Origin of the sequence: Sorangium sp. So ce1153, from assembly GCF_051521595.1 — a bacterium.
Lineage (GTDB): Bacteria > Myxococcota_A > Polyangia > Polyangiales > Polyangiaceae > Sorangium.
The window spans coordinates 2,012,720-2,037,696 of record NZ_CP150361.1 but is presented as its reverse complement, the minus strand read 5'-3'; the positions used below and the strand labels follow the sequence as shown (position 1 = coordinate 2,037,696).

The following is a 24,977-nucleotide window of genomic DNA, read 5'->3' as shown; positions in this document are numbered from 1 at the left end:
GCCGCCAGCGGCGGACGCCCGCGGCGTAGATCGCCTCCGTCGCTTCACCGACGCCGATCTTCGCCGCGTTCACGGGCCGCCCTCGAGCTTGCGCGGGCTCGGGTCGGGTGAGAGAGTCCGCCGGCGAGCGGATGAGCGAGGCCACGTCGTCCCACGGTCCGACCCGAACCGCTGACGCGCCACGCGGGGCGGAAGCGGGCGGCTCGTACCTGCTCGTCGTGCAGGGCAGCTCGTCATCGATCCTCCCCTTGCCCCGGAGCGGCGTGGTGCTCCTCGGCCGCGGCCCCGGGGCCGACGTGCGGCTCCGGAACACGGCGGCGTCGCGCGAGCACGCGAAGGTCGTGCTCCTCGACGGGCGCGCGCAGCTCGTGGATCTCGGCAGCCGGAACGGCACCTTGCTCAACGGCGTCCGCGTCGACGGCGCGACGCCGCTCGGCTCGGGCGACGTCGTGTCGATCGGCGACGCCGTCGTGGTGATGCGGTGCGCCCGCCCCGCGAGGAGCCGGCAGGTCCTCGACCTCGGGGAGCTGCGGCGGCGGATCGAGGGGGAGATCGAGCGGTCGCTGCGCCACGATCGGCCGGCCACGGTGATCGCCGTTCAGCTCGGGGCGGCCGCGGCCCGCGGCGCCATCGCCGGCGCGCTGGAGCGAGAGCTCGCGGTGACGGACTTCGCCGGCTTCGAGGCGGACGACCGGCTGCTCGTGCTCTTGCCCGAGGCGGACGCGGCGGCGGCCGGCCACATGGCGCAGCGGCTCATCGACGCCGTGCAGGCCGTCGCCGCGGCGCCGAAGGTCGGCGTGGCCACGGCGCCGGCGGACGGGTGCGACGCGGACACGCTCGTCGCCTCGGCCCGCGCCGCGGCCGAGGTCGCGCGGCCCGGCCGGGCGGCGGCCGCCGCCGAGGCGGTGACCACCCTGGAGATCGGCGGGCAGCGCACGGTGCTGGCCGACGCGGCCACGGTGCGCGTCTTCGATCTGATCCGGCGCCTCGCGGCGACGGACCTCCCGGTGCTCGTGACGGGCGAGACGGGCGCCGGCAAGGAGAGCGCGGCGCGCGCGCTGCACGAGTGGTCCCCGAGGGCGAGAGGGCCGCTGGTCACGCTGAACTGCGCCGCGGTGCCCGAGAGCCTGGTCGAGAGCGAGCTCTTCGGCTACGAGCGCGGCGCGTTCTCCGGCGCCGCGGCGGCGAAGCAGGGCCTCCTGGAGCACGCGAGCGGCGGGACGGTCTTCCTCGACGAGATCGGCGATCTCTCGGCGAGCGCGCAGGCGAAGATCCTGCGCGCTATCGAGACCAGGAAGATCCTCCGGCTGGGGGACGTGCGCGAGCGCGAGGTCGACATCCGGCTGGTCGCGGCGACGCACAAGGATCTCCAGGCGGAGGTCAAGGCAGGCCGCTTCCGGCAGGACCTCTACTACCGCCTCGGCGCGGCCACCGTGATCTTGCCCCCGCTGCGGGAGCGCCCCCGCGAGATCCTCGCGCTCTCGCGGGCGTTCCTGGCCGACGCGTGCGCGCGGGCGGGGCGCGAGGAGATGGTCCTGTCGACGGAGGCGACGGAGCTCCTCACGAGCTACGCGTGGCCCGGCAACGTGCGAGAGCTGAAGAACGTGATCGAGTACATCGCGGCGACCGTGGGCGCGCGCATCATCGAGCGGGCGCACCTGCCCGCGCCGCTCGCGCCGCCGCCTCCGGGGGCGACGGCGCCGCGCCCCGAGTCAACGCCGCCCGCGTCGCCGTCGTCCCCGGAGGCGGCGGCGGCCGCCGCGCCTGCGGTCGCCGCGGACGTCCCTGGCCGCGCGTTCCGGCCGCTGGCGGAGGAGGTCCGGGAGCTCGAGCGCACGCGCATCGCCGAGGCGCTCGCCGCGGCGGGCGGCGTGCAGACGAGGGCCGCGGAGGCGCTCCACGTGCCGCTCCGGACCTTCGTGCTGAAGATGAACCGCTACGGGCTGGCGAAGCGCAGGCGGTGAGGCCGCCGCGCCGGGTGCAGGGCCTATCGGTCGGCACGACGCAGGGCTCACCGGCCGCCGCGATGCAGGGCTCACCGGCCGCCGCGATGCAGGGCTCACCGGCCGCCGCGATGCAGGACTTACCGGTCGGCACGTAAGAGTTACCTAGGCCGGTCGTGCAAGAGTTGCACGACCGCGCGGCGGCGGGCGCGCCACGCCCGAGAAAGCGCGCGCCGCCCGCGGCGCCGGCGCGGGCACGCCGGCTGCTAACCCAGGTGCCGAAACGCTCCCTCGCGGGCAGGAGTCCAGCGCTCGCTGGCGATGATCGCGACGTATCGGGGTGACGAGCGGGTCGCGCTCGCGCTGGCGGCCATCCCCCTTGCTCCGGCGGCGCTCCCCGGCACGGGGGCAGCTCGCCCCACGCCCGCTGCGCTCGCGATCCCTGCCGCAGAGGAGGCCCCCCATGGAGGTTTGCGTGTCCGAGACCAAGCTATCGACTTCCCTGCTCGCCTCCGCGCTCGGCGGAGATGTCCAGTCGACCCGCGCCGTGATCGCCGCGCTCACGCCGGTGATCCACGCGCGGGTCGGCCGGGCGCTGCTCCGGCGCTGCGCTCGCCTCGCGCGCGACCGCAAGGACGACCTCGTGCAGGACGTGTTCGTCGAGCTGCTCCGCGACGGCAGCCGCGCGCTCCGCGCCTGGGATCCGGCCCGCGGCCTGAGCCTCGCCAACTGGGTCGGCCTCATCGCCGATCAGCGGGTGGCGGCGGCGTTCCGCGGCTGCCGGCGGCGCCTCGACAGCGCGGCGCTGCCGCTCGACGACGCGCCGGAGGGGGACGCCCGGTCGGCGGACGACCCCGAGGCGACGGTGCTCGCCCGCGACCAGATCGAGCGCCAGCTCGGCCTGATCCGCGCCGAGCTCAGCCCGCTCGGGCTCGAGCTCTTCGAGGCGCTCATCGTGGACGAGGAGCCGATCGCGTCGGTCTGCGCGCGCACGGGCATGAGCACCTCCGCGGTGCAGGCGTGGAGCAGCCGGCTCAGGCGGCGGCTCGCGGCGCTCGTCGCCGGGGCGCGCGATGAAGAAAAGCGCGCGCGATGTCAACCGCGCGGCGCCTCGCGCATAAGCCTCCATCGACGACGGGGAGACGCGCGAGGCGAACCCGAGCGGCGCGGGCGCGGGTCGATCGACGAGGCCCATGACCGCCACGCTCGGTCGCCGTCGCGTCAGCGCCCGTCACGAGCGGAGCCGCCGCGCCCCGCGCTCGACCCATCCGGGCGCTCGCGGGGCCGCGCGGCTCATTCCAACGACACGGACGAAGGGACAACCATCATGAAAAGAATCACGTTCTTCGCGCTCACAGGGGCCGTCTTCAGCGTTGCCCCGGTCGCCGACGCGGCTATCCAGAACCATCACGGCGTCATCTGCCGCGCCCAGGAGCCCGAGCACGCCGGCAGGGTCCGCTATCCGGGGGTGGGCGCCGAGGCCTTGCAGGCCGTCACCCTGAGCTGCCCGCTCGTCACGACCGACAAGAGCATCAATTACGTGGAGGTCAACGTCAGGAGCACCACGCTGCCAAAGACCTTTTGCTCCGTGAGCGCGGTGGACTGGGACGGCGCGAACCTCGGCACCATCGTGTTCAGCATCGACACGGGAGACAACTGGGAATCCGTGACGATCCCCGACTCGATGAAGCGCAATTTCGCGTCGTACCAGGTCTCGTGCTCGCTCCCGAAGAACCAGGTGCTCACGAGCATCAACGTCGGCACGCCGTGAAGGCCAGACCGCCGGCTGACCACAGGAAAGGAACAACAGACCATGCATCATGAAAAGACGACGCCGCGCTCGGCAAAGGTGGACCTCATCTCTCTCACGCTGCTCGCGGCGATGACGGCGAGCGCCGCGCTCCTCCCCGCGTGCGGCGCCCCGCCCGCGGAGGACCTCGACGAAGCGAAGGAGGCGTACCTCTCCGAAGGGGCGGAAGCGGTGGTGGGGCCCGTGAAGCGCCGCGACGTCTGCGCTGCCGTCCGCTGCCGGGATGGGCTCACGTGCGAGGAGCAGGACGGTCAACCCGTGTGCGTGGAAGCTCCGCCGCCGCGCGCCTGCCAGACCGACGACGACTGCAGCCTTACCGCAAATTACTGCGGTGGTTGCAACTGCATCGCGCTCGCCCCCGGCGAGAGCGCGCCCGTGTGCCACGGGGACGAGGTGGCCTGTCTCCTCTGGCCGTGTCTCGGCCTCGAAGCGCGCTGCGAGGCCGGCGCGTGCGTGGCCACGCAATAGACCGCGCCGCGACGCCGGGCGCGAGCCTCACCCGGGCTCGCGCCCGGGGTCCGGCCGGACGCGCACGCTCTTCCACCGCGCGAGCTGCACCATGCCGGCGGGGGCGCCGCGCGGCTTGCTCACGTCGGCGACGCGGCAGACGTGGACCTCCACCTTCGCGGCGCTCCTCGCCTTCGAGTACCACGCGGCGGCCGCGGCGGCGCGCTCGACCACCTCGCGCGGGACCTCCCCGCGCTCGGGGTTGCGCACGATCACGTGGCTGCCCGGCGTGCCGCCGGCCACGTGCAGCCAGAGGTCGTGCGGCGCGGCGACCTCGAAGGTGAGCGCGTCGTTGTCCTCGTCGCCGCGGCCGACGAGCACCTCGAAGCCATCCACGTTGAGCGTGCGGTACGGCCGCCCCTTGCTGCCCATGCCGGCCCTCCGCCGTCAGCCGGACGCGGCGCCGGCGCTCGGCTGCTCGGGCCGCGCCGGGGCCGCCGCCTCGGTCTTCACCGCCGCGTCGAGCCACGCGAGCAGATCCCGCACGACCTCCTCGCGGTTGATCTCGTTCAGCATCTCGTGGCGGCCGCCGGGGTAGAACCGGTGCGTCACCCGGCGGAGGCCGGCGGCGCGGTACGCCTCGAGCATCTGCGCGACGCCCTTGAGCGGCCCGCCGACCGGGTCGCGCGAGCCGGAGAAGACATACAGCGGCAGGTCCTTCGGGATCCGCGCCTGCCGCTCGGGCCGCGCGATCTCCACCATCGCGTCGAGCACGTCGACCCAGAGCGACGCTGTCGCGGGGAAGCCGCAGAGCGGATCGGCGATGTACCTGTCGACCTCGTCGCGATCCCGAGAGAGCCAGTCGCACGTCGTGCGGTTCGGCGCGAAGGCCTTGTTGAAGCCGTCGAAGCTCATCGACTGGAGGATCGGGCTCTTGCCGCGGTCGCCGAGCCGCCGCCGCTCCGCGCGCGCCACGAGCCGGCCCGCGCTCACGAGCGCGCTCGGCTTGCCCGAGGAGCCCGACAGCACCGCGCCCTGGAGCGCGCCGCCGCGCTCGATCAGGTACTCCTGCACGAGGTAGGAGCCCATGCTGTGGCCGAAGAGCACGACCGGCAGGCCGGGGTGCTCGCCCTTCTCGCGATCGATGAGCTGCGCGAGATCGCGCACGACCCGCTGGAAGCCGCCCTGGCTCGCGAAGAAGCCGAGCTCGTCGCTCCCGCGCGCCGTCCTGCCGTGGCCGCGGTGGTCGTTCGCGTAGACGGCCCACCCGGCGGCGCAGAGCGCCTGCGCGAGGCGCGCGTAGCGGCCCGCGTGCTCGGACATGCCGTGCGCGACGTGGAAGATGCCGCGCGCCGCCCCGTCCGGGAGCCAGCGGTGCACGAAGAGCTCTCGACCGTCGTCCGCCTGAAACGTGAAGGTGTCCGCGGGCATCGGGAGCGGACACTACCATCGATCGCGCCGCGCGCGGGACCACGATTCTCGATGCTTCCGCGCCGAAAGGAGTTTTCGGTACGGTCCTCCGTGGCATGAGGTTCGCACGACGATCGGGCCATGCCCGAGCGCCGATCGTTGCCCGTGCTCTCGTTGCGCGACACCGTCCTCTTCCCTGGGATCGCGACGCCGATCACGGTCGGACGGCTGAAGACGCTCCGCGCGGTGGAGGCCGCCCTCCGGATGGAGGGAGAGGACAAGCGCATCTTTGCCGTCGCCCAGCGCGACGCCGCCGAGGAGCCCACCACGGGCGGGCTCTTCTCGATCGGCGTGATCGCCCGCATCACCCAGGTGCAGCGGTTCGGGTCGGGCCTCCAGCTCGTGCTCTGCTGCGAACGGCGGGCGGCCGCGCCCCGGTATACCGAGGTCGAAGGCGTGATCCGCGCCCCCGTCATCGAGCTCGCCGACCTCCCGCTCCGTCCAGAGGAGGACGCCGCGCTGGAGGCGCTGTCGCGCGAGGTACGCGAGCGCGCCGTCGAGTACGGCCGTCACCGCGGCGCGCCGGACGACGTGCTCAAGCAGTTCGTCGGCAGCATGTTCGGCCCGGCCGAGCTCGTGAACCACATCGCCTTCTATCTGGACCTCCCGACCCCGGAGAAGCAGGCGCTGCTCGAGATCCTCTCGACGGAGGAGCGGATGCGCAGCCTCGCGCTGCACCTCTACCGGCAGATAGGCATCGTGGAGACCCAGGAGAAGATCCGGACGACGGTCGAGGAGGAGCTCGGCGAGCGGCAGCGGGAGCTCTACCTGCGCGAGCAGCTGCGCGCGATCCAGAAGGAGCTCGGCGAGGAGGACGACGAGAACATCGCGGCACGTCTGGAGCACAAGCTCCAGCGGGCCAGCCCTCCGGCGGAGATCCTGCAGGAGGCCCGGCGCGATCTCGCGCGGCTGCGGCGCATGGGACGGGAGACATCGCCCGAGGCGCAGGTCCTGATGACGTGGCTCGAGTGGGTGGCCGATCTGCCCTGGAACCAGCGGACCGAGGACCACGTCGACCTCGATCGGGCGCGGGCGATCCTCGACGAGGACCACCACGGCCTCGGCGACGTGAAGGACCGGGTGCTCGAGTTCCTGGCCGTCCGGAAGCTCCGCGTGGAGCAGGCGCGGGGCGACGGCGAGCGGAGCCGCGCGATCTCCCGCGGCCCGATCCTGCTCTTCCTCGGTCCGCCCGGGACCGGCAAGACGTCCATCGCGGAGTCGATCGCGCGGGCGCTCGGGCGCAAGTACGTCCGCGTCTCGCTGGGCGGGGCGCGCGACGAGGCGGACATCCGCGGCCACCGCCGCACCTACGTGGGCGCGATGCCGGGCCGCATCCTCCAGGGGATCAAGCGGGTGGGGTCGAAGAACCCGGTGATCGTCCTCGATGAGGTCGACAAGCTCGGGGTCTCCTTCCAGGGCGATCCTGGCGCGGCGCTGCTCGAGGTGCTCGACCCGGCGCAGAACGACGGGTTCGTGGATCACTACCTCGGCCTGCCGTTCGACCTGTCCGAGGTGCTGTTCATCTGCACGGCGAACTTCCGGGAGACGATCCCCCAGCCGCTGTTCGACCGGATGGAGACCGCGCTGTTCGCCGGATACACGGAGCAGGAGAAGCACGAGATCGCCCGCCGGTACCTGCTCCCCCGGCAGCGTCGGGAGTGCGGGCTGCGCGAGGATCAGCTGCGCGTGATGGGCGCGGCGCTCGGCGAGATCATCTGCGGATACACGCGCGAGGCGGGCGTCCGGCAGCTGGAACGGACCCTCGGCGCCCTGGCGAGGAAGGCCGCGCGCAGGATCGCGGGCGGCGAGAGCGAGCGGGCGGTGGTGGGCACCGGCGATGACGTGAAGGAATTGCTCGGTCGCGCGAGGATTCGCCCGGAGCGAAGGTTGCAGCACGACCAGCCGGGCGTGGCGACCGGCATGTATTACACGCAAACCGGTGGCGACATCATGCACGTCGAGGCGAGCGTGATGCCGGGCAAGGGCGAGTTCGTCCTGACGGGGCAGCTCGGCGACGTCATGAAGGAGAGCGGCCGCGCGGCGCTGAGCTACGCGCGCGCGCACGCGGCGGAGCTGGGCGTGCCGCTCGACCGGCTGCAGCGGCGCGACGTCCACATCCATGTCCCGGCGGGCGCGGTGCCCAAGGACGGGCCGAGCGCGGGGCTCACGATGGCGGTGGCGCTGGTGAGCGCGCTGTCGGGCAGGCCGGTGCGGAGCGACATCGCGATGACCGGGGAGATCACGCTGCGCGGCACGGTGCTGCCGATCGGGGGCATCAAGGAGAAGGTGCTGGGGGCCCACCGGGCGGGGATCTTCGAGATCCTGATCCCGGCGGACAACGAGGCGGATCTCGACGATCTGCCGGCGGACGTGCGGAGCTCGCTGGAGTTCTACCTGGTGAGCACGCTCGACGAGGCGATCGCGCTCTGCCTGCGGCTCCGCCCGATGCGCCTGGAGTCGCCGGAGGTGGTCCCCCACGCGCGGGCTTCCTGAGGCGGGGGGAGGCGCGCCGCCGGGTCGGGAGCGCGGCTCAGGTGGGCGGCTGCGAGGCCGGCGCGTCGCCTCCGAGCGTGTCGGCCAGCGCGGCGCCACCGCCGAGCGTGTCGGCCAGCGCGGCGATGGCCGCGGCGGCGAAGGCGTCCAGGGTGGCGGGCTCGGTCCAGCGCGCGGCCTCGCGGGCGTCGAGCGCGTGGTGCGTCTCGATCAGCACGGAGGGCATCGAGGGGCGGCGCAGCACGAAGATGCGCTGGTCCGGGGGGTGCCTGTCGACGAAGACGCCCGGCTGGGCGGGGTCGGGCTCGTACAGGCCGGTGTACGCCGCGCCGCGGTAGGGCATGAAGCCGGCTTCCTCCATGCGCCGGCCGAAGGCGCGGGCGAGCGCGAGCCGGAGGGCGCAGAGGGCCGGGTCTCCCTCGTCGGACCAGAGCACGGCGAACCCTGGCGCGGCGAGGCTGAGCGGGCAGGTCCGGCCGGGCGCGGGCGACCACGTCTCGATCCTGCCGCGCACGTCCGAGTGCAGGCTGACGAAGGCCTCGGCGCGCCACCGGGCGGCGTCCTGGGCGCGCTCCTGGTAGGGCAACGGCCGGTCGCCTGTCCTGCCCACGCGCGCCTCGAAGCGCCCCGTGGCGTTGAGCCGCTCGGCGAGCGCGCGCGCCGCGGAGAGCGTGAAGTCCTGCTCCTCGACGCAGAAGCAGGAGAGGTTCCCCGTGTTGCCGGGCGCGCCGTGGCCCGCGTCGAGGTAGATGCGGCGAACCCCGAAGTCGGGGGGGAACAGCGCGGACGGGGCGACGACGCGGGCGCCTGGAAGCGGCCAGCCGCTCGGCGCGATCGGGAGCTTGAGGGCGCGCCGCGCCACGACGGCGCGCGGAGGGCCGGGGGAGAGCGCCTGGCGAAGGGCGGCGGCGCCGGCGGCGCCGGCGAGACCGAGGACGAGCTTCCTGCGCGAGATCACCGCGGCTCCGCTTGCTATCAAAGCCGGGGCGCGGGGTCAGGTTCTTGGCGAAGCGGGGGCGCGCGGGGCTCGGGCAGGCGCTTCGTCCGGGGCGCCCGGGACCTGCCGGCGAGCGCGCGGCGTGGCGCTGGATCCACCCGAGCGCGCGCTGGTCAGCGCAGGGCGTCGGCGGCTGTCTCGGCGGTGAGCGACTGATCCAGCCATCGCTCCAGCGTCACCAGGTCGCCGCACGCCTCGATGCGAGCGAGCTCGTCAGCGCTCGGCGCGAGCTGCCTCCGCGTGAGCAGCCGGCGGAGCACCGCGCGCGCCTCGACGAGGCGACCCGCCTCGATGCCCTGCTCAATCAACAGTTGCTGCGCATCCTCCGGGCACTCCTCCAGCAGCACCTTCAGGATAAGCCGCCGGCGGCGGAGTACCTCGGGGTCATCGGTCCTGGCGAAATCACGCAGGACCTCCTCGCTCACCTTCGTCGACATCGTCGTGTGTTGTACCATGTTGATCACCCACTCCTTCCGCCGGCGTGTTGCCACCCACCGGGCAAATTCGTCGAGCGGCCGTCCTGAGCGGGCCACCAGGAAGGGCACGAGCTCATCCCGGAGCGGCAGCTCATTGGCCGCGATCCACAGAAACGAAAATGGCGCCGGCTCCACGCCGTAACACCCAGCCCCGACGCGCCGCAGCTTGCGCACGCGCCCCAGCCACCCGGGCAGGTGCGGCGCCACCAGTAGCAGAGGGCGCGGAGGGCACCAGGTATAGTTGCTTGTTGTCTTTTTACGAGATCAGGTGGTGTTCAACCCGGTAACGGTCGAGAACAGGCGAGAACGGTCGAGAACAGGCGAGCGCCGCGCGACGCTCACGCTCGCGCTTCACCGGTCCCCCGCTCTCTCAGCGGCAGGAGAAAGGCGAGAAAGGCGAACGAGAGCGCCGTGCACAGCGCAAACAGCCCTGCATAACCGAGCCGCTCGGCGAGCGCGCCCGACAGCCACACGGCGGGCGACTTCCCGAGCACCTCGACGCTGGCGAGCAGCGTGTAGTGCGTCGCCCCGACCGACCGCCGGACACGCGACATCATGAAGGCGAACACCGCCGTGGTGACGGCGCCGCCGAAGAGGTGCTCGGCCACGGTGACGGCGATGACGGCCCCCTCGGTGGGCGGGCCCGCCGCGGCGAGGTACCACTCGCCCGCCATCGCGATGGAGCGCAGCGTCAGGCTCACGCCGACGGCGGCGAGCAGCGGCAGCCGCTGCGCCAGGAGGCCTCCCGCGAGCGAGCCGGCGATCGACGCGACCAGGCCGTAGGTGCCCACCCAGAGGCCGATCCGGTGCGGGGGGAAGCCGGCGTCGACGAGGAACGGCTTGAACATCATGTCGACCATCGCCTCGCCCAGCTTGTACGTCCCGAGGAACGCGACGACCCAGAGGGCGCCCGGGGCCCGCAGGGCGACGAGCACCGTCGCGAGCACCTCGCGCACCGAGCGGCGATCGCGCGCCTCGACCTCGCTCGACGGCGGCTCGCGCAGCGCCAGCGAGGCGAGGGTCGAGAGGAGGACGAGCGCGGCCATCGCGCTGAACTGGCCGCGCCAGCCGATCCAGGCGCTCGCCCAGACGAGCAGCCCGCCGGCGGCGAGCATGCCGACCTTGTAGCCGACCACCTGCGCAGCGTTCGCCGGGCCGAGCTCGCCGCGCCCGAGCAGGTCGATCGCGAGCCCGTCGACCGCGATGTCCTGGGTGGCCGCGAGCAGGTTCATCAGGAAGACCAGCGCGAGCAGCGGGCCGAGGTGGCTCGATGGCGGGACGAACGCGGCGGCCGCGCACGTGAGCGACAGCAGCGCCCCGAGCGGCAGGATCCACGAGCGGCGCCGGCCGAGCCGCTCCCACCCGAAGCGGTCGACGAGCGGCGCCCAGAGCGCCTTCGCGACCCAGGGCAGCGCGAGCGCCCCCGAGAAGCCCACGGCGGAGAGCGAGACGCCGCTCGCCCGCAGGAACACGGGGAGCGCCGTCGCCTGGAAGCCGAAGGGGATCCCCTGCGCGAAGTACAGCGCGGCGAGGGCGGCGAGCTTGCCGGCGCGCGTTCGGTCTGGCACGAGCCGGAATCGTAACCGAACGGACGAGCCTCGGTCGCCAGAAACACGGACACTGGCGCGCGAGCAAAGGACGATGTCGATGAGCGAGCCGCAAGGACTCACTGCGTCTCCCGGCGGCGCGAGCCCGGGCCGATGATCGCCGATACGTTCTCTCCGCGGTCGCTCGCGCCGGCGGGGGTCGTCCGGGTGCGATGGCTGGGCACGGCGGGGTTCGCCGTCGAGCACGCCGGCGCGGTCTTGCTCATCGACCCGTACCTCACGCGCGCCTCGCTCCGCCGCTGCGTGCTCGGCCGGCTCGTCCCCGATGCCGCCGCGATCGCGCGCCACGCGCCGCGCGCGGACGCGATCATCGCCGGCCACACCCATTTCGATCACGCGCTCGACATCCCGGCGATCGCGCTCCGCACGGGGGCGACGGTGTACGGGTCGCGCTCGGCGGTGGCGCTCTGCCGCGCTTCCGGCGTCCCCGCGGCGCGCGCGCGCGACGTCGAGCGCGCGCCGGGGAGTGAGCCCGTCGTCGCCGAGGTTGGCCCGTTCCGGCTGCGCTTTCTCCCGAGCGCCCACTCCCGCTTGCTGCTCGGCCGGGTCCCCTTCCCCGGCGACATCTCCGATTGCGATCAGGTCCCGCTCCGGGCCGAGCGCTACCGGTGCGGCGCGGTCTTCGCCGTGGAGATCCGGGTCGCGGGCCGCCTCATCGTCCACCTGGGCAGCGCGGAGCTCGTCGAGGCGCCCCTCGACTGCCGGGAGCCCGACCTGCTCTTGCTCTGCGTGGCTGGCTGGACCGCCTCGCGCGGCTTCCCCGAGCGGGTGGCGCGCGCGCTGTCGCCGCGCGCGGTGCTCTTCTCGCACTGGGACAACTTCTTTCTGCCCATGGATCGCCCCGCCGTCGCGCTCCCCGCCATGCAGGGAGAGCGGTTGGCGGAGCGCCTCGGGCGCGCGTCGCGCGATGTGAAGATGGGTGTGCTGCCGCTGCTCGGCGAGGTGTGGATCTAGGCGGAGGGGTCGAAAGAGGGAGTGCCCGGGGGGCGCGAGGGCAGTGAGCGTGGGCTTGAGGGGTTCCGGCGCGAGGTGACTCATCCCAGTTTGCGCCGATGATCTGCGTGCAGCCGCAGCAGCAACCCACAGCCACACCGTTGATGCCGCCGCGCATTCTCTGCCCCTCATGGCACGTACCATCTTGCGACATACTCGTGCCCTACGTGACGCGCCTGATGTTCGAGACTGCTCTAGCGCCATGGTAGCGCGGTGGCGCGCGGGACTGGCCGGCAGGCGCTACTCCTCCTCCCGCACCCCACGGGCGCGGCGCTCGCGCGCCCGGCCCTCATCGAGCCAGCACCGAGCGTAGACGAAGAGGGCGAGCGGAAGGCCGAGGTGCACCAAATCGACCCACGAGTAGCCGCGTGCCTCCGACGGCGTGGTCAGGGCGGCAGCTATCAGCGCGCTCCCGGAGACGAAAATTCCGACAGTTCTCGGGATCTTGTGCATACATCACCGAGAGTGACTCAGAAGAAGGCGCACATGATCGTGAGCATCCCGAAACCTGCGTCTGACCAGTTGTGGCAGCGCTTTGCGTCGCGCGGGTTGGATGCTCTCGGGCAGATTCCGCGGACGGCAACGAGGCTGGAGCCCAGCACGAAGGCGGCGCACCCAATGGAGAGCGGGCTCAGCGCCTGCTGAGCAGCCTCGACCGGCTCGTCACCATCAGAGACGGGCGCGGCGCTCTCCTCCTCGGCCGCGGCGCCGTCGCGGAGCATCGAGGTGCAGGGTACGTCCGCGAACGCACCTGGGTCGACGGGGTCGAAGACGCGGATGGACGCTTCAGGTTGGTCGGCGCAGATGGGGGCGAGTTCAGAGCGACCGGCCCTGAGGATCTGGGGTATCGCGTTCTCCGCCGGGTCCAACTCGACAATGAAATTCCGCGGCGTCGACGCTGCGTCTTCCACGTCTTCCATGCCACTCCGATTCGCTCTTGCCTCGCTCGCTTCGTCCGCGACTCCGCAAGCTGGCGCTCCCAGGAGCGCAACCATGGCCATGGCGGTCCTGCTGTGCATGAGCCACCTCCCGCACAAAGTGTCCGCTGCGCATGGACTTGTCGTGCGAACGGCATGCCAGGGTGTCGCATCGCATGAGGGGCGAGCGGACCAAGCCGATCGGGCTGCGGCTCAGCGCGAGGACGTGGCCGATCGCTCACCCCGGGCACGCCGCGTCGCACCCCTTGCCGCCGCAGTCCACGCCGAGTTCGTCGCCGTTATCGACGCCGTCCTTGCAGGTGGGCGGCTCGCAGGCACCGGCCCAGCAAACGCCGCTCGCGCAGTCTTTCCCGGATTTGCAGCCCCTGCCGTCAGGGCAGCGGCGGGGGCACCCCCCGCTGCAGTCCACGCCGGTCTCGTCGCCGTTCTTCACGCCGTCATCGCACGTCGGCGCCTTGCAGTGCGCCATCGGGCAGACCCGCGACTGACAGTCGGCGCCGTCACGCGCTAGGCGTCCGACCCTGACACCGATCTCGCGCCAGCTTGTCCGGGCGGCCACGCCTGGGCGCGCCAGATGACGCACCCGTTGACGCCATCGCTGCCCGCGTCGACGCTGCTGCGGCTGGCCGAATCTCGAATGAAGAGTAGATCAACCTCATGAACGACGATGAACGGCCCGATCTGGACGATATGATGGATGAGCTCGACTGGGCGTATCACGCCGAGCTCTTCGCAGTCGGCTATATTCACATCCTCACAGGCGCGATTGAACGCGGTGACGTCAATCCAGGGATCTGTTCAACGGCGTGGGAGAACACCATGAGCGCCGTCGAGCTGGCGATGCTGGATCACGTGAATGGTCGCATGCAAGGCCCGACGACCATCACCGCGGAGGACGTCGAGCGGATGCGCCGGCTCCATGCGCTAGGCGCCGCAGCGCTCTCCGGCGGTGAGCGGCCACCCGAGCTATGCCAGCTCGCCATCGTCTGCGCAGAATCGCTGTTTGGCGCCGACTGGCGCCGTCTCGCACAGCAGGCGGAGCTCACCCTCAAGGCTTTCCTTTAAGGCCTTCCACCTTCGTAGCGACACAGCTTGAGTCCACCCGTGACGAACTTGCATACGTCACCATTTGAGTAGTAATACCAACAACTACTGGCTATTGCGACCTTTCTACATTGGATCAGGTCTCCCGCTCCGACATCCCTTTTATAGGGATGGGGCAGCCTCGCCGCACACGAGATCCCGCCCTCAGCGCACCGTATCATACATGCCATTCCGTCGTCGGATTTCGGGCAACGAATTATATTGAGCACCCCGTTCGCGTCCACTGATTCATTCGAGTGATTCTCTACCACATCTACCTCTGAAGCCTCTAGTTCGCCTGATTGAGAGAGCTCTCCGGGCTCCGGCGTCGCCTCAGTTGGCGACGACCACATGCATGAGAAGATGGAGCCTACAAGCCATGACAGATGTATTGCAGCGGCAACGAAACGGCGGACTCGCATGGCGATCGCGGCGTGCGAGCGGTGGGCCATGCCGTGGTGAGCGTGTCGGTACCAGCGGCGGCTCCCCTGCGGGCGCGGTGCGCACGATCTCGGAAGGGCGGACTGCGTGGAGGCGCGAAGCGCCGAGCACGGGCTGCGTGCAGCGGTCGACGTCGCCGTTCTCCTACCTCTACTTCATCTCCTTGTGCTCACCGTGAGCGCTGCGTTCGCCCGGTGGCCTCCCTGGCCTGCCGCTCACCCCGGACACGCCGCGTCGCACCCCTTGCCGCCGCAATCCACGCCCAGCTCGTCGCCGTTCTCCACGCCGTCCTTGCAGGTGGGCGGCTCGCACGCGCCGGCCCAGCAGACCCGGCTCGCGCAGTCGTCTCCGGACTTGCAGCCTCCGCCGTCAGGGCAGCGCCGAGCGCATCCCCCGCTGCAGTCCACGCCGGTCTCGTCGCCGTTCTTCACGCCATCGCCGCACGTCGGCGCCTTGCAATGCGCCATCGCGCAGACCCCTGACTGACAGTCTGCCCCGCCGTGGCACGGATCTCCATTTCTGCACGGCTTGCACGGCCCGCCACAGTCCTGAGCGGTCTCTCCACGGCCCGTGTCGAGCACCATATTGACGCAGTGAGCCGGCACACAGAACACCCCATCACATGCCAGCCCTGCAGCACAGTGCAGCGTCGGATCCTCGTCGAGACACTCGACGCAGCGCCCCTCATGGCACCGCCCGGATCCCGAGATCGGGCAGATCACCCCGTCGAACAGCGCATTGAGCGGCCGGTCATAGTCGCAGAGATCGTTCGTGCACTGGTTGCCGTCGTTGTAAACGTCGTAGGCCGGCACGCTGACCACGTCGCCCTCCTCCGTGCACTCGTCCTGCTTGCAGTCGCCCCGGAGCTGCGAGCCGAGCCGGCCCGGCTTGATGTCCACCACGCAGCGCCCCTCCTCGCACCGCCCCGCGCCGCACCGCGGATCCGGCGGCCCCGGACACTCCGCGTCGCCCTTGCACCGCTCCGACGGGTCGATCACGCCCGAGCACTCCACCGTCCCTTCCGCGCACTCGTCACAGGGCCGGCACATGAGAAAGCAATCAGGCTCCCGCTCACCGCGCGCGCAGCAGACGACCTTGCCCGGCTCGGCGCACTCGCAGCGCTCGGCGATGCAGACGGTGCCCGGCACGCTCTGCCCGTCCGAGAGACAATCGTTCGTTGTCGCGCAGTCGGCACCCACATAGGGCTCGCCACCGCAGGTGAAAGAAAGTCCCAGGACCGTGAGAAATAAAATTCCCACGGCGCAATGCTTGACAGAGCTCATCGTGCGCCAGTCCTCCGGCACAAGGCTGGTGTGGCCGGCATCCCGGCGGCCCCAATCCGCCGGAGTGCCGTTGGCCTGTTCCTCGAATGGGCTCAGTATGGCGCGCTCGCCCGGCGGCCGTCACGCAAGTTTTCGCCAGCAGGCAGCAGCAGGCGCCAGGTTCTGGTCAGATCAGCGTCGATGTCGAATTGGTGGTTAGAAGACACCAGCAAACGTAAAGTGATCCAAAGCCACCCTGACCTCGGCCTGGCCACGCGGATAGAACGTGTACCCGAGCGTGGCGGCCAGGACCGCGCCCCCCGTGATCAGGCCGGCGACGCCGAGCGCCCGGTAGGTGCGCATGTCGCCGTGGGCCGAGACGGCCTCCTGGCACATCGGCCAGCGCACCCGGAAGCAACCGTTGGGGCCCGCGGCGCGGGCCGAGGCGAGGACGGCCTCCTCGCGCCGCTCCGCGCCGACGAGCATCACGCCGCCGAGCGCCGCGAAGGTGGCGGACAGCCCGAGGCCGCCAACGACAAGCGCCGTTGTCGGCCCCGGCCGAGAGGGCGGAGGCGGCGCGGGGACCACCGGTGACGCGACGCGCGGCGCCTCGGGCGGGGCGGCGAAGCTGAGCCGCACCTCCCGCAGCTCGCCGCGCGGAACGTCGACCTCGGTCGTGGCCGTCTTGCCGTCCAGCGCCGCGCGCACGACGCGGCGCCCCGGCTCGACGGGCACCGGCTTGTCGTCCTCGATCTCGACCGGCGCGCCGTCGATCGTGACCGTCGCCCCCGCGGGCGCGAGGATGCGGAGCTCGCCGGAGAGCTGGCGTGCGCGGGCGAGATCGACGAGCCGCGACTCGTAGAGCGCCCGCTCCGCCGGTGTCTTCGGGGCGCGCATGATCTCCTTGCAGAGCGACAGCCAGCGCACGGCCGCCGGCATCTCGCCGATCCGGAACGACAGCGCGCCGATGTTGCAGGCCGCCACCTGGGAGCGCTCGAGCTTCCACACCGCCATCCACAGCTCGCGCGCGTCGGCGAACCGTCCCTCGTCGACGGCCGTGTGCGCCTGCGCCACGAGCCGGTCCCGGGCGCTGGACGGACGCTCGGCCCTGGCGCCCGCCGAGGTCGAGAGGAGCGCGGCGGCCAGCGCCGACGCGACGGCCTGACGGATGTTCCTGTGCATGGAGATGGGCCTCCTCGCCCCTCGCATATGGCGCAGGCTCGCGGGTGCCGCGGAGCAGGCCGCCGGAGCACGCAGGGGCTCACGTACCAGAAGGACGGCGGCCGTGGTAGCAGCGGGGGATAGACGGGGTTCGACCGGTGCCTGAGCTGGTCCTGCGGGAGTGCGCGTGGCGGTCGACCCCCGCGAGGCGCGGCTGTGGACATGCTCGTGCCGCGGGTTGCGCCCGGAACAGCCCGACGGCCCGAGTCGTCGGCTCGCCCGGGCGCCGTGGGCAGAGGTGATCTCCCCCGATGCCCTCGACGCCCCGGTGATTCCCCTCTTCCGAGGGCGATCCCCTGTGCGCGCAACGCCGGGATTCGGCGCGGTGACGGGCTCCGGATGGAATGGACCGGCATTTGCTGCCGTTCCCGGCGCGTGAACCGCGCGCCCACGGGCGGAGGCCGCAGGCGGCCGGACATCGCCGGGGGCCATGCACGACACGCCCGGCAGGAGAGACGTGCGTGAGAACGTCCATGAATGTCGTGCTGGCTCTGTGTGTGGCCGCGGCGCTCCCCGCGACGGGCGGCTGCGCGCGCGGCGCCGACCCGGACGACGAGGGCCGTCCCATCGAGCCTTCGGCCCCATCCCCCCGCGCAGCGACGCAGCGGCGCGACCGCCGCGGTTGGATGATCACCCAGACGGCCGACTTCAACGCCGACAGGATGGCGGATGTGGTCTGGTACGACGCCGAACGAAACCGGATCGCCGTGTGGTTGATGAACGGAAGCGACCTCCTGGCGCCCGGACCGTTCATCCCGGGGCCCGACGGCGACGGCTGGGTCGTCTGGGCGAACGATTTCGACGCCGACAACATGGCGGACCTGCTCTGGTCCCACGACGAGCGGAACCTGATGGCGGTCTGGCTGATGGAAGGCAGCCGCCTGCGCGCGCCCGGACCGGCCATTCCGGCGCCGATCGGCGATGGCTGGACCGCCCTGCCCGGCGATTTCGACTTCGATCGAATGTCGGATGTGCTCTGGATGAATGCCGAGCAGAACCAGGTGGCGGTCTGGCCGATGAACGTCACCCAGCCGCTCGCGGCGGCGCCCCCGATCCCGGGGCCGACCGGCGGCTTCAGCTTCGGCTTTCCGATCGACGTCAATTTCGATGGAATGGCAGATGTGGTCTGGAACGATATCGAGCACAACCTGCTGCGGGTCTGGCTGATGCACGGAGGTCAACCGCTCGTGGAAGGGCCGGCGATCCCCGGGCCGCTCGGCGACGGCTGGGCCGCCGCCGGCGTGGGCGACTTCAACGCCGACGGCATGCTCGACGTGCTCTGGAGCGACCAAGAGAGAGGGCTGATCGCCGTCTGGATGCTGGAGGGGACCCAGCTGCTCGCGGCGGGACCCGTGATCCCGGGGCCGATCGGCGACGGCTGGGAAGCGCGCGCCGGCGGCGACGTCAACCTGGATCGGATGGCGGATGTGATCTGGCAGAGCGCCGGGACGGGCGAGATGGCCGTGTGGCTGATGGACGGGAGTCACGTCCTCGCGCCGGGGCCGGTGATCCCGGGCCCTTACTCCGGCGACTGAACGCGCCGCCGGTCGTCGCGGCGCGCCCTCACGATCCGGCGCGCAGGAACGCCGCCTTGATCCGCTTCTTCCCCCACCCCGAGAACTTCACGGTCGCGATCGGATCCGCCCCCGGATCCACGCTCTCCACCACGCCCGGCCCGAACCGCTCGTGGAACACCCGCATCCCGCGCCGCAGCGCGAGCCCCTCGCCGCCCTCGCCGCCCGCGTCGACCGCCTCCCGCTCGACGTACCGCTCGCCCGGCGCCCGCTCCTCGCGCGCGGCGGGCCGCGCCGCCGGCCCCCGCGCCGGCTCGCCCTCCCGCCCGAACCGCGGCGACCACGCGAGCCGCTCCTCGGGCTGCGCCGCGGGCCGCCGCTCGCGGCCCTCCCACGCGCCACGGCCCTCCCACGAGCGCTCCCCCGACCCGCCGCCAAACCCGGATCCCGCGCGCCCGGACCCGCCATACCCGCCGACCGCGCCCTCGACCCGGCGCTGCGCCATCATGCTGGTCGGCGTCGCCATCGGGCGCACCGAGGCGGTCGGAAGATCGGCCAGGAAGCGGCTCGGCAGGCAGTACCGCGTCTGGCCGAAGATCGCCCGCCGCGCCGCGTGCGTGATCCAGAGCCGCTCCCGCGCCCGCGTGATCGCCACGTAGGCCAGCCGGCGCTCCTCCTCGATGTCACCCTTGCGGTTCGGATCCTGGCTCCGGAACGGGAACAGATCCTCCTCCATGCCGGTCAGGAACACGGCGTGAAACTCCAGCCCCTTCGCGGCGTGGATCGTCATCATCGCGACCTTCGGCATGTCCACGAGCATGTCGGCGTCCGACACGAGGCTCACCCGCTCGAGGTAGCCCGCCAAGGTCGCCTCGTCGCCGGCCGCGACCGCCTCCTGCTCGTAGTCCACGAGCGCCTGCACGAGCTCGCGCAAGTTCTGGAGCCGCGCCTCCGACTCGACGCTCTCCTCCTGCTCGAGCATCCGCGCGTAGCCCGACCTCGCGAGGACCTCCTCCGCGAGCTCGCTCGGCGACATGCGCCCCACCTCCTTCATGAGCCCCTGCATCAGATCGCGAAAGCCGAGCAGGCTGCGCTTCGCCGCCGTGGCGAGCGGCTCGAGCTTGCCCCCCGGGATCGCCGACGGCGGCACCCTCCCCTCCACGAGCGGCTCGATCGCCTCGTACATCGACACGCCGAGCGCGTCCGCCGCCTGGATGAGCTTGTCCACCGTGCTCTGGCCGATCTTGCGCGCCGGCACGTTGATGATGCGGTTGAGATCCACGTCGCTGCGGGGATTGACCACGACGCGCAGGTACGAGAGCAGGTTCTTCACCTCCGCCCGCTCGAAGAACCGCGTGCCGCCGATGATCTGGTACGGGATGCGCGCGTCGCGCAGCACCTCCTCGAGCACGCGCGACTGCGCGTGGATCCGGTAGAACACCGCGATCTCGTTCGGCGAGACGCCCTGCGCGATGAGCTCCTTGATGCACTCGACCACCCACGCCGCCTCGTCGTGCTCGCTGTCCGCGGCGACCACGTCGATCGGCGCGCCGTCCTTGTTCGACGTCCAGAGCTCCTTCGGCTCGCGATCCGACGCGTGGCGGATCACGCCGAGCGCGCCGCGCACGACGTGCCCGATCGATCGGTAGTTCTGCTCCAGCTTCACCACCGTCGCGTGCGGGAAATCGCGCCGGAAGCCGCGGACGATCCGGACGTCCGCGCCGCGCCAGCGGTAGATGCTCTGGTCGTCGTCGCCGACGACGCAGAGGTTGTCGTGGCTCTTGCAGAACGCCCGCACGAGCCGGTACTGCACCTGGTTCACGTCCTGGAACTCGTCGACGAGCACGTGGCGGAAGCGCCCCCGCAGGTCCTCGCCGGCGAGGCTCGCCGGGTCCTCCGCGAGGCGGAGCACCGAGAGCAGCAGGTCGTCGAAATCCACCGCGTTCGCCGCCTTGAGGTGCCGCTCGTACGCCGCGAAGCACCGCGCGATCGCGTCGTCGAAGTAGCCGTTCCGCTCGAACTCGCCGGGCCCCCGCCCCTCCTGCTTCTCGGCGTGGATGCGCGAGAGCACCTGGCGGGGCGGATAGCGCCGGTCGTCGAGGTTGAGCTCCTTCAGCACACGGTTCATGACCGCGCGCTGGTCGTCGTCGTCGTAGATGACGAAGCTCTTCTCGAGCCCGGCCGCTTCGTGGTGCCGGCGCAGGAGGCGCGCGCACACCGCGTGGAAGGTGCCCACCCAGAGGTCCTTCACGATGTCCGCCCCGATGATCCCCTCCAGCCGGCGCTTCATCTCGGACGCCGCCTTGTTCGTGAACGTCACCGCGAGGATGCGGTAGGGCGGGACACGGTGCGTCACGATGAGGTTCGCGATCCGGTACACGATGACGCGCGTCTTGCCGCTGCCCGCGCCGGCGAAGATGAGGAGCGGCCCCTCGGCGTGGCGCGCCGCGCGCGCCTGCGGCTCGTTCAGCTCCTCGTAAGGGAGGTCTGGCTCGGGCGGCGGGGGGAAGTCGGCGTCGGGTACGGCGAAACGATCCACACGGGGTCGCTAGCACGGCCTCCGCGGGAGCGGGAGCCCGGCCAGCCCCGGAGATCGCCGTGACGCTTCCCCGCTTTTTCCGCCGCAAACCCGGCGCGCTGGCCGTAACCTCCCACGCGCATGCGCCTCCGGCAGAGCACCGGGAGACGCGGCCCGGACGAGCGGCACAGGAGAGACCATGCGTATCGCGCTCACGCACAACCTGAAGATCACGGGATCCGCCGATGAGGCAGAGTTCGACAGCCCGGAGACGATCGCCGCCATCGCCGGCGCGCTCGAGCGGGCCGGGCACGAGGTGGAGCGGATCGAGGTGAGCGGGCCGGCCTCCCGGGTCCTCGCGCGGCTCGAGGCGATCCAGCCGGACCTCATCTTCAACACGGCCGAGGGCCACAAGGGCAAGACGCGCGAGGCGTTCTACCCGTCGCTCTTCGACGAGCTCGGCATCCCGTACACCGGGTCCGACGCCTACGCGCTGAACGTCGCGCTCGACAAGTCGCTCACGAAGCGCGTCCTCGCGAGCTACGGCGTCACCACGCCGCGCGCCCGCCTCGTCAACCGGACCACGCTGGAGAGCGGCGCGCTCGATGACGTGAGCTTCCCGGTCATCGTGAAGCCGAACTTCGAGGGCTCGTCGAAGGGGATCTTCCGGGAGTGGAGCGTCTGCGAGGACGCGTACCACCTCGCCGAGGTGGTCGAGCGGCAGCTCGCGCGCTTCGAGGCGGGGCTGCTCGTCGAGCACTACGTCGCCGGCATCGACGTCGCGTGCTCCTTCATCGACGGGCTCAAGGAGGCGAGCGGCGCGCGCACGAACGGCACGGCCACGCCCGAGGGGGTCCTCGCCCCGATCGAGTTCGTGATCGATCCCCAGGTGCCCGGCAGCTACAACGTGTACGACTTCAACCTGAAGCACGCGAAGCCCGAGCACGTCACGCGCCGGCCCGCGCAGCTGCCCGCGCAGACCATCGAGCGCATCCGGTCGCTCACCGCGCGCATCGTGCGCGCCCTCGACCTCAAGGACCACGCCCGCTGCGAGTTCCGGGTCACGCCGTCGACCTCGCGCAACCAGGGCCACGACGTGCACTTCCTCGAGGTCGACGGGCTGCCGACGCTCCAGCCGGGCGCGAGCGTCTTCGTGGCCGCGGCCCAGCGCGGCGTCGATTTCGACGGCGTGATCCGGGCCATCGTGCGGAGCGCCTGCCAGCGGCGGGGGCTCTTGCCGCTGCTGGAGAGCAACGCGCCGCGCCGGGCGAAGCGGAGCGCGCTCCGCGTCGGCTTCACCTACAACATGAAGCGGGGCGAGCCGGCCGCGGCCGACGGCGGCGCGGCCGGCAAGGCGGGCTCCGGCGCAGCGTACGACTCCGAGGCCGAGTTCGACTCGCCGCGCACCATCCAGGCGATCGCGAGCGCCATCGAGAGCTACGGCCACACGGTGGTCCCGCTCGAGGCGACCCCGGACCTGCCGCGCGCGCTCACCGCCGCCGGGGTCGACGTCGTCTTCAACATCGCCGAGGGGCTCCGCGGCCGCGGCCGCGAGGCGCAGGTGCCGGCGCTCTGCGAGCTGCTCGGCATCCCCTACAGCGGCTCGGACGCGACGACGCTCTCGCTCGCCCTCGACAAGGGCCTCACCAAGCAGATCCTGCGGGCCGCCGGCATCGAGACGGCCGAGTGGCAGGTGGTGACGACCGGGCGCGAGAAGCTGAAGCCGTTCCGCTATCCGGTGATCGTGAAGCCGAATGCCGAGGGGACCTCGAAGGGGATCACCTCCGCGTCCGTCGTCAAGGACGAGACCGCGGCGCGCGCGGCGGCGAAGCAGCTGGTCGATCGCTACCACCAGCCGGCCCTCATCGAGGAGTACATCACGGGGCGCGAGTTCACCGTGGGCCTGCTCGGCGAGCGGCGGCCGAAGGTGCTGCCGCCCATGGAGGTCGTGTTCGTCGACCCGCCGGCCCACCCCGTGTACGGCTACGAGGAGAAGCAGACGGACACGCCGCGGGTGCGCTTCGAGTGCCCCGCGCAGCTCACGCCGTCCGAGCTCCGCCGCATCGAGAAGGTCGTGCGCGACACATTCGCGGCCCTCGCGTGCCGAGACGTGGCCAGGGTCGACCTGCGCATGACAAAGGATGGCAGGGTGTACGTGATCGAGATCAACCCGCTGCCCGGCCTGACGCCCGACTTCAGCGACCTCTGCGTCATCGCGAAGGTGGCGGGGATGGATTATCGGTCGCTGATCGGCGAGATCATGGCCGGCTGCCTCAAGCGTCACCGCGAGACCCGCGCCAGCTCGCCGCAGCCCGCCGCGGCTGCGGCGCCCGCGGCCGGCGCCGCAGCCGCGGCGGCGCCTCAGGCGGGCGCCGCTCCGGCGGCCGAGCCGGGCTCGCAGCCCGCGCCCGGGCCTGCGCTCGCCGGGTCCTCGCCGCTCGCGGCCGAGCCCGCGCCGCAGCCGACCGCCAGCCCTGAGGTCGCGGGCCCGTGAGCGCGCCGCCGACCCCGCTCAAGCGCCCCCGGCTGCGCGAGCTCGGCGTCGCGATCGGTCGGTTTCCGACCGGCCCCGAGAACGCGATCACCGACGTCACCGGGGTGCGGGTCCACCATGTGACCAAGATCGAGGGCGGGGGCGAGCTCATCCCCGGCATCGGCCCGGTCCGCACGGGCGTGACCGCGGTCATGCCGGCCGACGGCGACATCTTCCTCGATCGGGTGTTCACCGCGAGCTACGTGCTGAACGGCGCCGGCGAGGTGACCGGCCTCTCGCAGATCGATGAGTGGGGCCTCTGCGAGACCCCGATCCTGCTCTGCAGCACGCTCTGCGTCGGCCGCGTCCTCGACGCGACGGTCGCGTGGCTCTCGCGCCGCCACCCGAAGATCGGCAAGGAGTTCGACGTCGTGATCCCGGTCGTCGCCGAGTGCGACGACAGCTACCTCAACGACGCTGTCGGGCGCCACGTGACGCAGGCGGACGTCGAGGAGGCGATCGACAACGTGCGGAGCGGCCCTGTCGGAGAGGGGTGCGTCGGCGCCGGCACGGGCATGCAGACGTTCCATTTCGCGGGCGGGATCGGCACCTCGAGCCGCAGCGTCCCGGTCGGCGGGGTCGACGCGATGGTGGGCGCGCTCGTGCTCTCGAACTTCGGCGACCGCGAGTTGCTCCGCATCGACGGCGTCCCCGTCGGCAGGCTCATCAGCGAGCGCTTCGCCCACGTCCCGCGGCGGGGCCCTGCCGGCTCGATCATCGTGCTCGTCGCCACCGACGCGCCCCTCATCCACCGCCAGCTGGCGCGCCTGTCGCGGCGCGCCGCGCTCGCGATCGGCCGGACGGGCGGGTACGCGGCCAACAACTCGGGCGAGATCGTCCTCTCGTGGAGCACCGCGAACCGCGTGCCTCGCGTCGCCACCGAGCAGTGGAGCGCCCCTCGGTCGAGCCGCTCGCTCAGCGTGCACCCCCTCGCGCCCGGGCGGCACATGGCCGAGCTGGTCCTCGACACCGAGCTCGACGCGCTCTACGAGGCGACCGTCGACGTGGTGGAGGAGGCGATCCTGAACGCCATGTGCGCGGGCGTCGACATGACTGGCCACAGCGGGCACCACGCGCCCGCCCTGCCGCTCGACGCCGTGGCCGAGCAGCTCCGGCGCTACCGCCCCCCCCACCCCTGCGATCCGGACCCGCTGTTCTAGCGGGTGCTCCCCCCGGCCCCTCCCAAACGCTCACCGAGCGGCGGTCCCCCGCACAGGAGACGGGCCCACAT

19 protein-coding genes are annotated in these 24,977 nt (G+C 72.0%); 9 read left to right on the top strand and 10 right to left on the bottom strand.

Annotated features, from left to right (window positions below):
- The first annotated feature begins 131 nt into the window (after window positions 1–131).
- From WME85_RS07270 to WME85_RS07260, 3 genes are all read left to right on the top strand, one after another.
- The gene (locus WME85_RS07270) at window positions 132–1,964 is read left to right on the top strand and encodes a sigma 54-interacting transcriptional regulator (protein WP_437836440.1); all 1,833 of its coding nucleotides are present in this window, start codon (window positions 132–134) and stop codon (window positions 1,962–1,964) included.
- A 442-nt stretch (window positions 1,965–2,406) separates the two neighbouring features.
- Window positions 2,407–3,714, top strand: a complete 1,308-nt coding sequence (locus tag WME85_RS07265) for an RNA polymerase sigma factor (RefSeq protein ID WP_437836438.1) — start codon at window positions 2,407–2,409, stop codon at window positions 3,712–3,714.
- Between the two features lie 42 nt (window positions 3,715–3,756).
- A complete protein-coding gene (locus tag WME85_RS07260) occupies window positions 3,757–4,221 on the top strand; it encodes a hypothetical protein (RefSeq protein WP_437836436.1) in 465 nt (154 codons plus the stop codon).
- Between the two features lie 27 nt (window positions 4,222–4,248).
- Here the strand turns inward: WME85_RS07260 and WME85_RS07255 are convergent, their stop codons facing one another.
- Together WME85_RS07255 and WME85_RS07250 are read right to left on the bottom strand one after the other, a co-directional pair.
- The gene (locus WME85_RS07255) at window positions 4,249–4,632 is read right to left on the bottom strand and encodes an NFACT RNA binding domain-containing protein (RefSeq protein ID WP_437757323.1); all 384 of its coding nucleotides are present in this window, start codon (window positions 4,630–4,632) and stop codon (window positions 4,249–4,251) included.
- A 15-nt stretch (window positions 4,633–4,647) separates the two neighbouring features.
- Window positions 4,648–5,631 (bottom strand): lysophospholipase, encoded by a 984-nt coding sequence (locus WME85_RS07250; protein ID WP_437836434.1) that lies wholly within the window; start codon window positions 5,629–5,631, stop codon window positions 4,648–4,650.
- A gap of 120 nt (window positions 5,632–5,751) precedes the next feature.
- Between WME85_RS07250 and lon the strand changes: the two genes are divergently transcribed.
- On the top strand, window positions 5,752–8,163 hold the full coding sequence (gene lon / locus WME85_RS07245) for an endopeptidase La (protein WP_437836433.1): 2,412 nt from the start codon (window positions 5,752–5,754) through the stop codon (window positions 8,161–8,163).
- Between the two features lie 37 nt (window positions 8,164–8,200).
- Here lon and WME85_RS07240 read toward each other — a convergent pair whose 3' ends face one another.
- From WME85_RS07240 to WME85_RS07230, 3 genes are all read right to left on the bottom strand, one after another.
- Entirely contained in the window at window positions 8,201–9,121 is a 921-nt protein-coding gene (locus WME85_RS07240) for an N-acetylmuramoyl-L-alanine amidase family protein (RefSeq protein WP_437836431.1), read from the bottom strand.
- A gap of 152 nt (window positions 9,122–9,273) precedes the next feature.
- Window positions 9,274–9,810: a hypothetical protein gene (locus WME85_RS07235; protein WP_437836429.1), complete on the bottom strand. Its 537-nt coding sequence runs from the start codon at window positions 9,808–9,810 to the stop codon at window positions 9,274–9,276.
- Window positions 9,811–9,974: 164 nt separating this feature from the next.
- Complete coding sequence (locus tag WME85_RS07230) at window positions 9,975–11,204, bottom strand: MFS transporter (RefSeq protein WP_437836427.1); 1,230 nt, start codon at window positions 11,202–11,204, stop codon at window positions 9,975–9,977.
- Between the two features lie 132 nt (window positions 11,205–11,336).
- On the opposite strand from WME85_RS07230, the gene WME85_RS07225 reads away from it, so the two are divergent.
- Entirely contained in the window at window positions 11,337–12,197 is an 861-nt protein-coding gene (locus WME85_RS07225) for an MBL fold metallo-hydrolase (RefSeq protein WP_437836425.1), read from the top strand.
- A gap of 509 nt (window positions 12,198–12,706) precedes the next feature.
- On the opposite strand, the gene WME85_RS07220 is transcribed toward WME85_RS07225, so the two are convergent.
- Together WME85_RS07220 and WME85_RS07215 are read right to left on the bottom strand one after the other, a co-directional pair.
- Window positions 12,707–13,156 carry a hypothetical protein gene (locus tag WME85_RS07220; RefSeq protein WP_437836423.1) on the bottom strand — a complete coding sequence of 150 codons (450 nt, stop codon included), beginning with the start codon at window positions 13,154–13,156 and terminating at the stop codon, window positions 12,707–12,709.
- Between the two features lie 235 nt (window positions 13,157–13,391).
- Complete coding sequence (locus WME85_RS07215; RefSeq protein WP_437836422.1) at window positions 13,392–13,643, bottom strand: hypothetical protein; 252 nt, start codon at window positions 13,641–13,643, stop codon at window positions 13,392–13,394.
- Window positions 13,644–13,831: 188 nt separating this feature from the next.
- Between WME85_RS07215 and WME85_RS07210 the strand changes: the two genes are divergently transcribed.
- Complete coding sequence (locus WME85_RS07210) at window positions 13,832–14,239, top strand: hypothetical protein (protein WP_437836420.1); 408 nt, start codon at window positions 13,832–13,834, stop codon at window positions 14,237–14,239.
- A 674-nt stretch (window positions 14,240–14,913) separates the two neighbouring features.
- On the opposite strand, the gene WME85_RS07205 is transcribed toward WME85_RS07210, so the two are convergent.
- Window positions 14,914–15,957 (bottom strand): hypothetical protein, encoded by a 1,044-nt coding sequence (locus WME85_RS07205; protein ID WP_437836419.1) that lies wholly within the window; start codon window positions 15,955–15,957, stop codon window positions 14,914–14,916.
- Between the two features lie 219 nt (window positions 15,958–16,176).
- Window positions 16,177–17,142, bottom strand: coding sequence for a hypothetical protein (locus WME85_RS07200; protein ID WP_437836417.1), 966 nt, complete (start codon window positions 17,140–17,142; stop codon window positions 16,177–16,179).
- Window positions 17,143–17,807: 665 nt separating this feature from the next.
- Here WME85_RS07200 and WME85_RS07195 point away from each other — a divergent pair.
- Window positions 17,808–18,716 carry an FG-GAP repeat domain-containing protein gene (locus WME85_RS07195; protein WP_437836415.1) on the top strand — a complete coding sequence of 303 codons (909 nt, stop codon included), beginning with the start codon at window positions 17,808–17,810 and terminating at the stop codon, window positions 18,714–18,716.
- A gap of 28 nt (window positions 18,717–18,744) precedes the next feature.
- Here the strand turns inward: WME85_RS07195 and WME85_RS07190 are convergent, their stop codons facing one another.
- Window positions 18,745–21,234 (bottom strand): ATP-dependent helicase, encoded by a 2,490-nt coding sequence (locus WME85_RS07190; protein WP_437836413.1) that lies wholly within the window; start codon window positions 21,232–21,234, stop codon window positions 18,745–18,747.
- A gap of 178 nt (window positions 21,235–21,412) precedes the next feature.
- Here WME85_RS07190 and WME85_RS07185 point away from each other — a divergent pair, with 178 nt between their 5' ends.
- On the top strand, window positions 21,413–23,707 hold the full coding sequence (locus WME85_RS07185) for a D-alanine--D-alanine ligase family protein (RefSeq protein ID WP_437836411.1): 2,295 nt from the start codon (window positions 21,413–21,415) through the stop codon (window positions 23,705–23,707).
- Window positions 23,704–24,906, top strand: coding sequence for a P1 family peptidase (locus WME85_RS07180; protein ID WP_437836409.1), 1,203 nt, complete (start codon window positions 23,704–23,706; stop codon window positions 24,904–24,906). Before WME85_RS07185 ends, WME85_RS07180 begins: the two co-directional genes overlap by 4 nt.
- The last annotated feature ends 71 nt before the right edge of the window (window positions 24,907–24,977 follow it).

Coding starts and splice junctions, on each gene's coding strand:
- WME85_RS07220 (WP_437836423.1), bottom strand. CDS start 13,156: ATGGAAGACGTGGAAGACGCAGCGTCGACGCCGCGGAATTTCATTGTC.
- WME85_RS07215 (WP_437836422.1), bottom strand. CDS start 13,643: ATGGCGCACTGCAAGGCGCCGACGTGCGATGACGGCGTGAAGAACGGC.
- lon (WP_437836433.1), top strand. CDS start 5,752: ATGCCCGAGCGCCGATCGTTGCCCGTGCTCTCGTTGCGCGACACCGTC.
- WME85_RS07260 (WP_437836436.1), top strand. CDS start 3,757: ATGCATCATGAAAAGACGACGCCGCGCTCGGCAAAGGTGGACCTCATC.
- WME85_RS07210 (WP_437836420.1), top strand. CDS start 13,832: ATGAACGACGATGAACGGCCCGATCTGGACGATATGATGGATGAGCTC.
- WME85_RS07195 (WP_437836415.1), top strand. CDS start 17,808: ATGATCACCCAGACGGCCGACTTCAACGCCGACAGGATGGCGGATGTG.
- WME85_RS07225 (WP_437836425.1), top strand. CDS start 11,337: ATGATCGCCGATACGTTCTCTCCGCGGTCGCTCGCGCCGGCGGGGGTC.
- WME85_RS07270 (WP_437836440.1), top strand. CDS start 132: ATGAGCGAGGCCACGTCGTCCCACGGTCCGACCCGAACCGCTGACGCG.
- WME85_RS07185 (WP_437836411.1), top strand. CDS start 21,413: ATGCGTATCGCGCTCACGCACAACCTGAAGATCACGGGATCCGCCGAT.
- WME85_RS07200 (WP_437836417.1), bottom strand. CDS start 17,142: ATGCACAGGAACATCCGTCAGGCCGTCGCGTCGGCGCTGGCCGCCGCG.
- WME85_RS07250 (WP_437836434.1), bottom strand. CDS start 5,631: ATGCCCGCGGACACCTTCACGTTTCAGGCGGACGACGGTCGAGAGCTC.
- WME85_RS07265 (WP_437836438.1), top strand. CDS start 2,407: ATGGAGGTTTGCGTGTCCGAGACCAAGCTATCGACTTCCCTGCTCGCC.
- WME85_RS07255 (WP_437757323.1), bottom strand. CDS start 4,632: ATGGGCAGCAAGGGGCGGCCGTACCGCACGCTCAACGTGGATGGCTTC.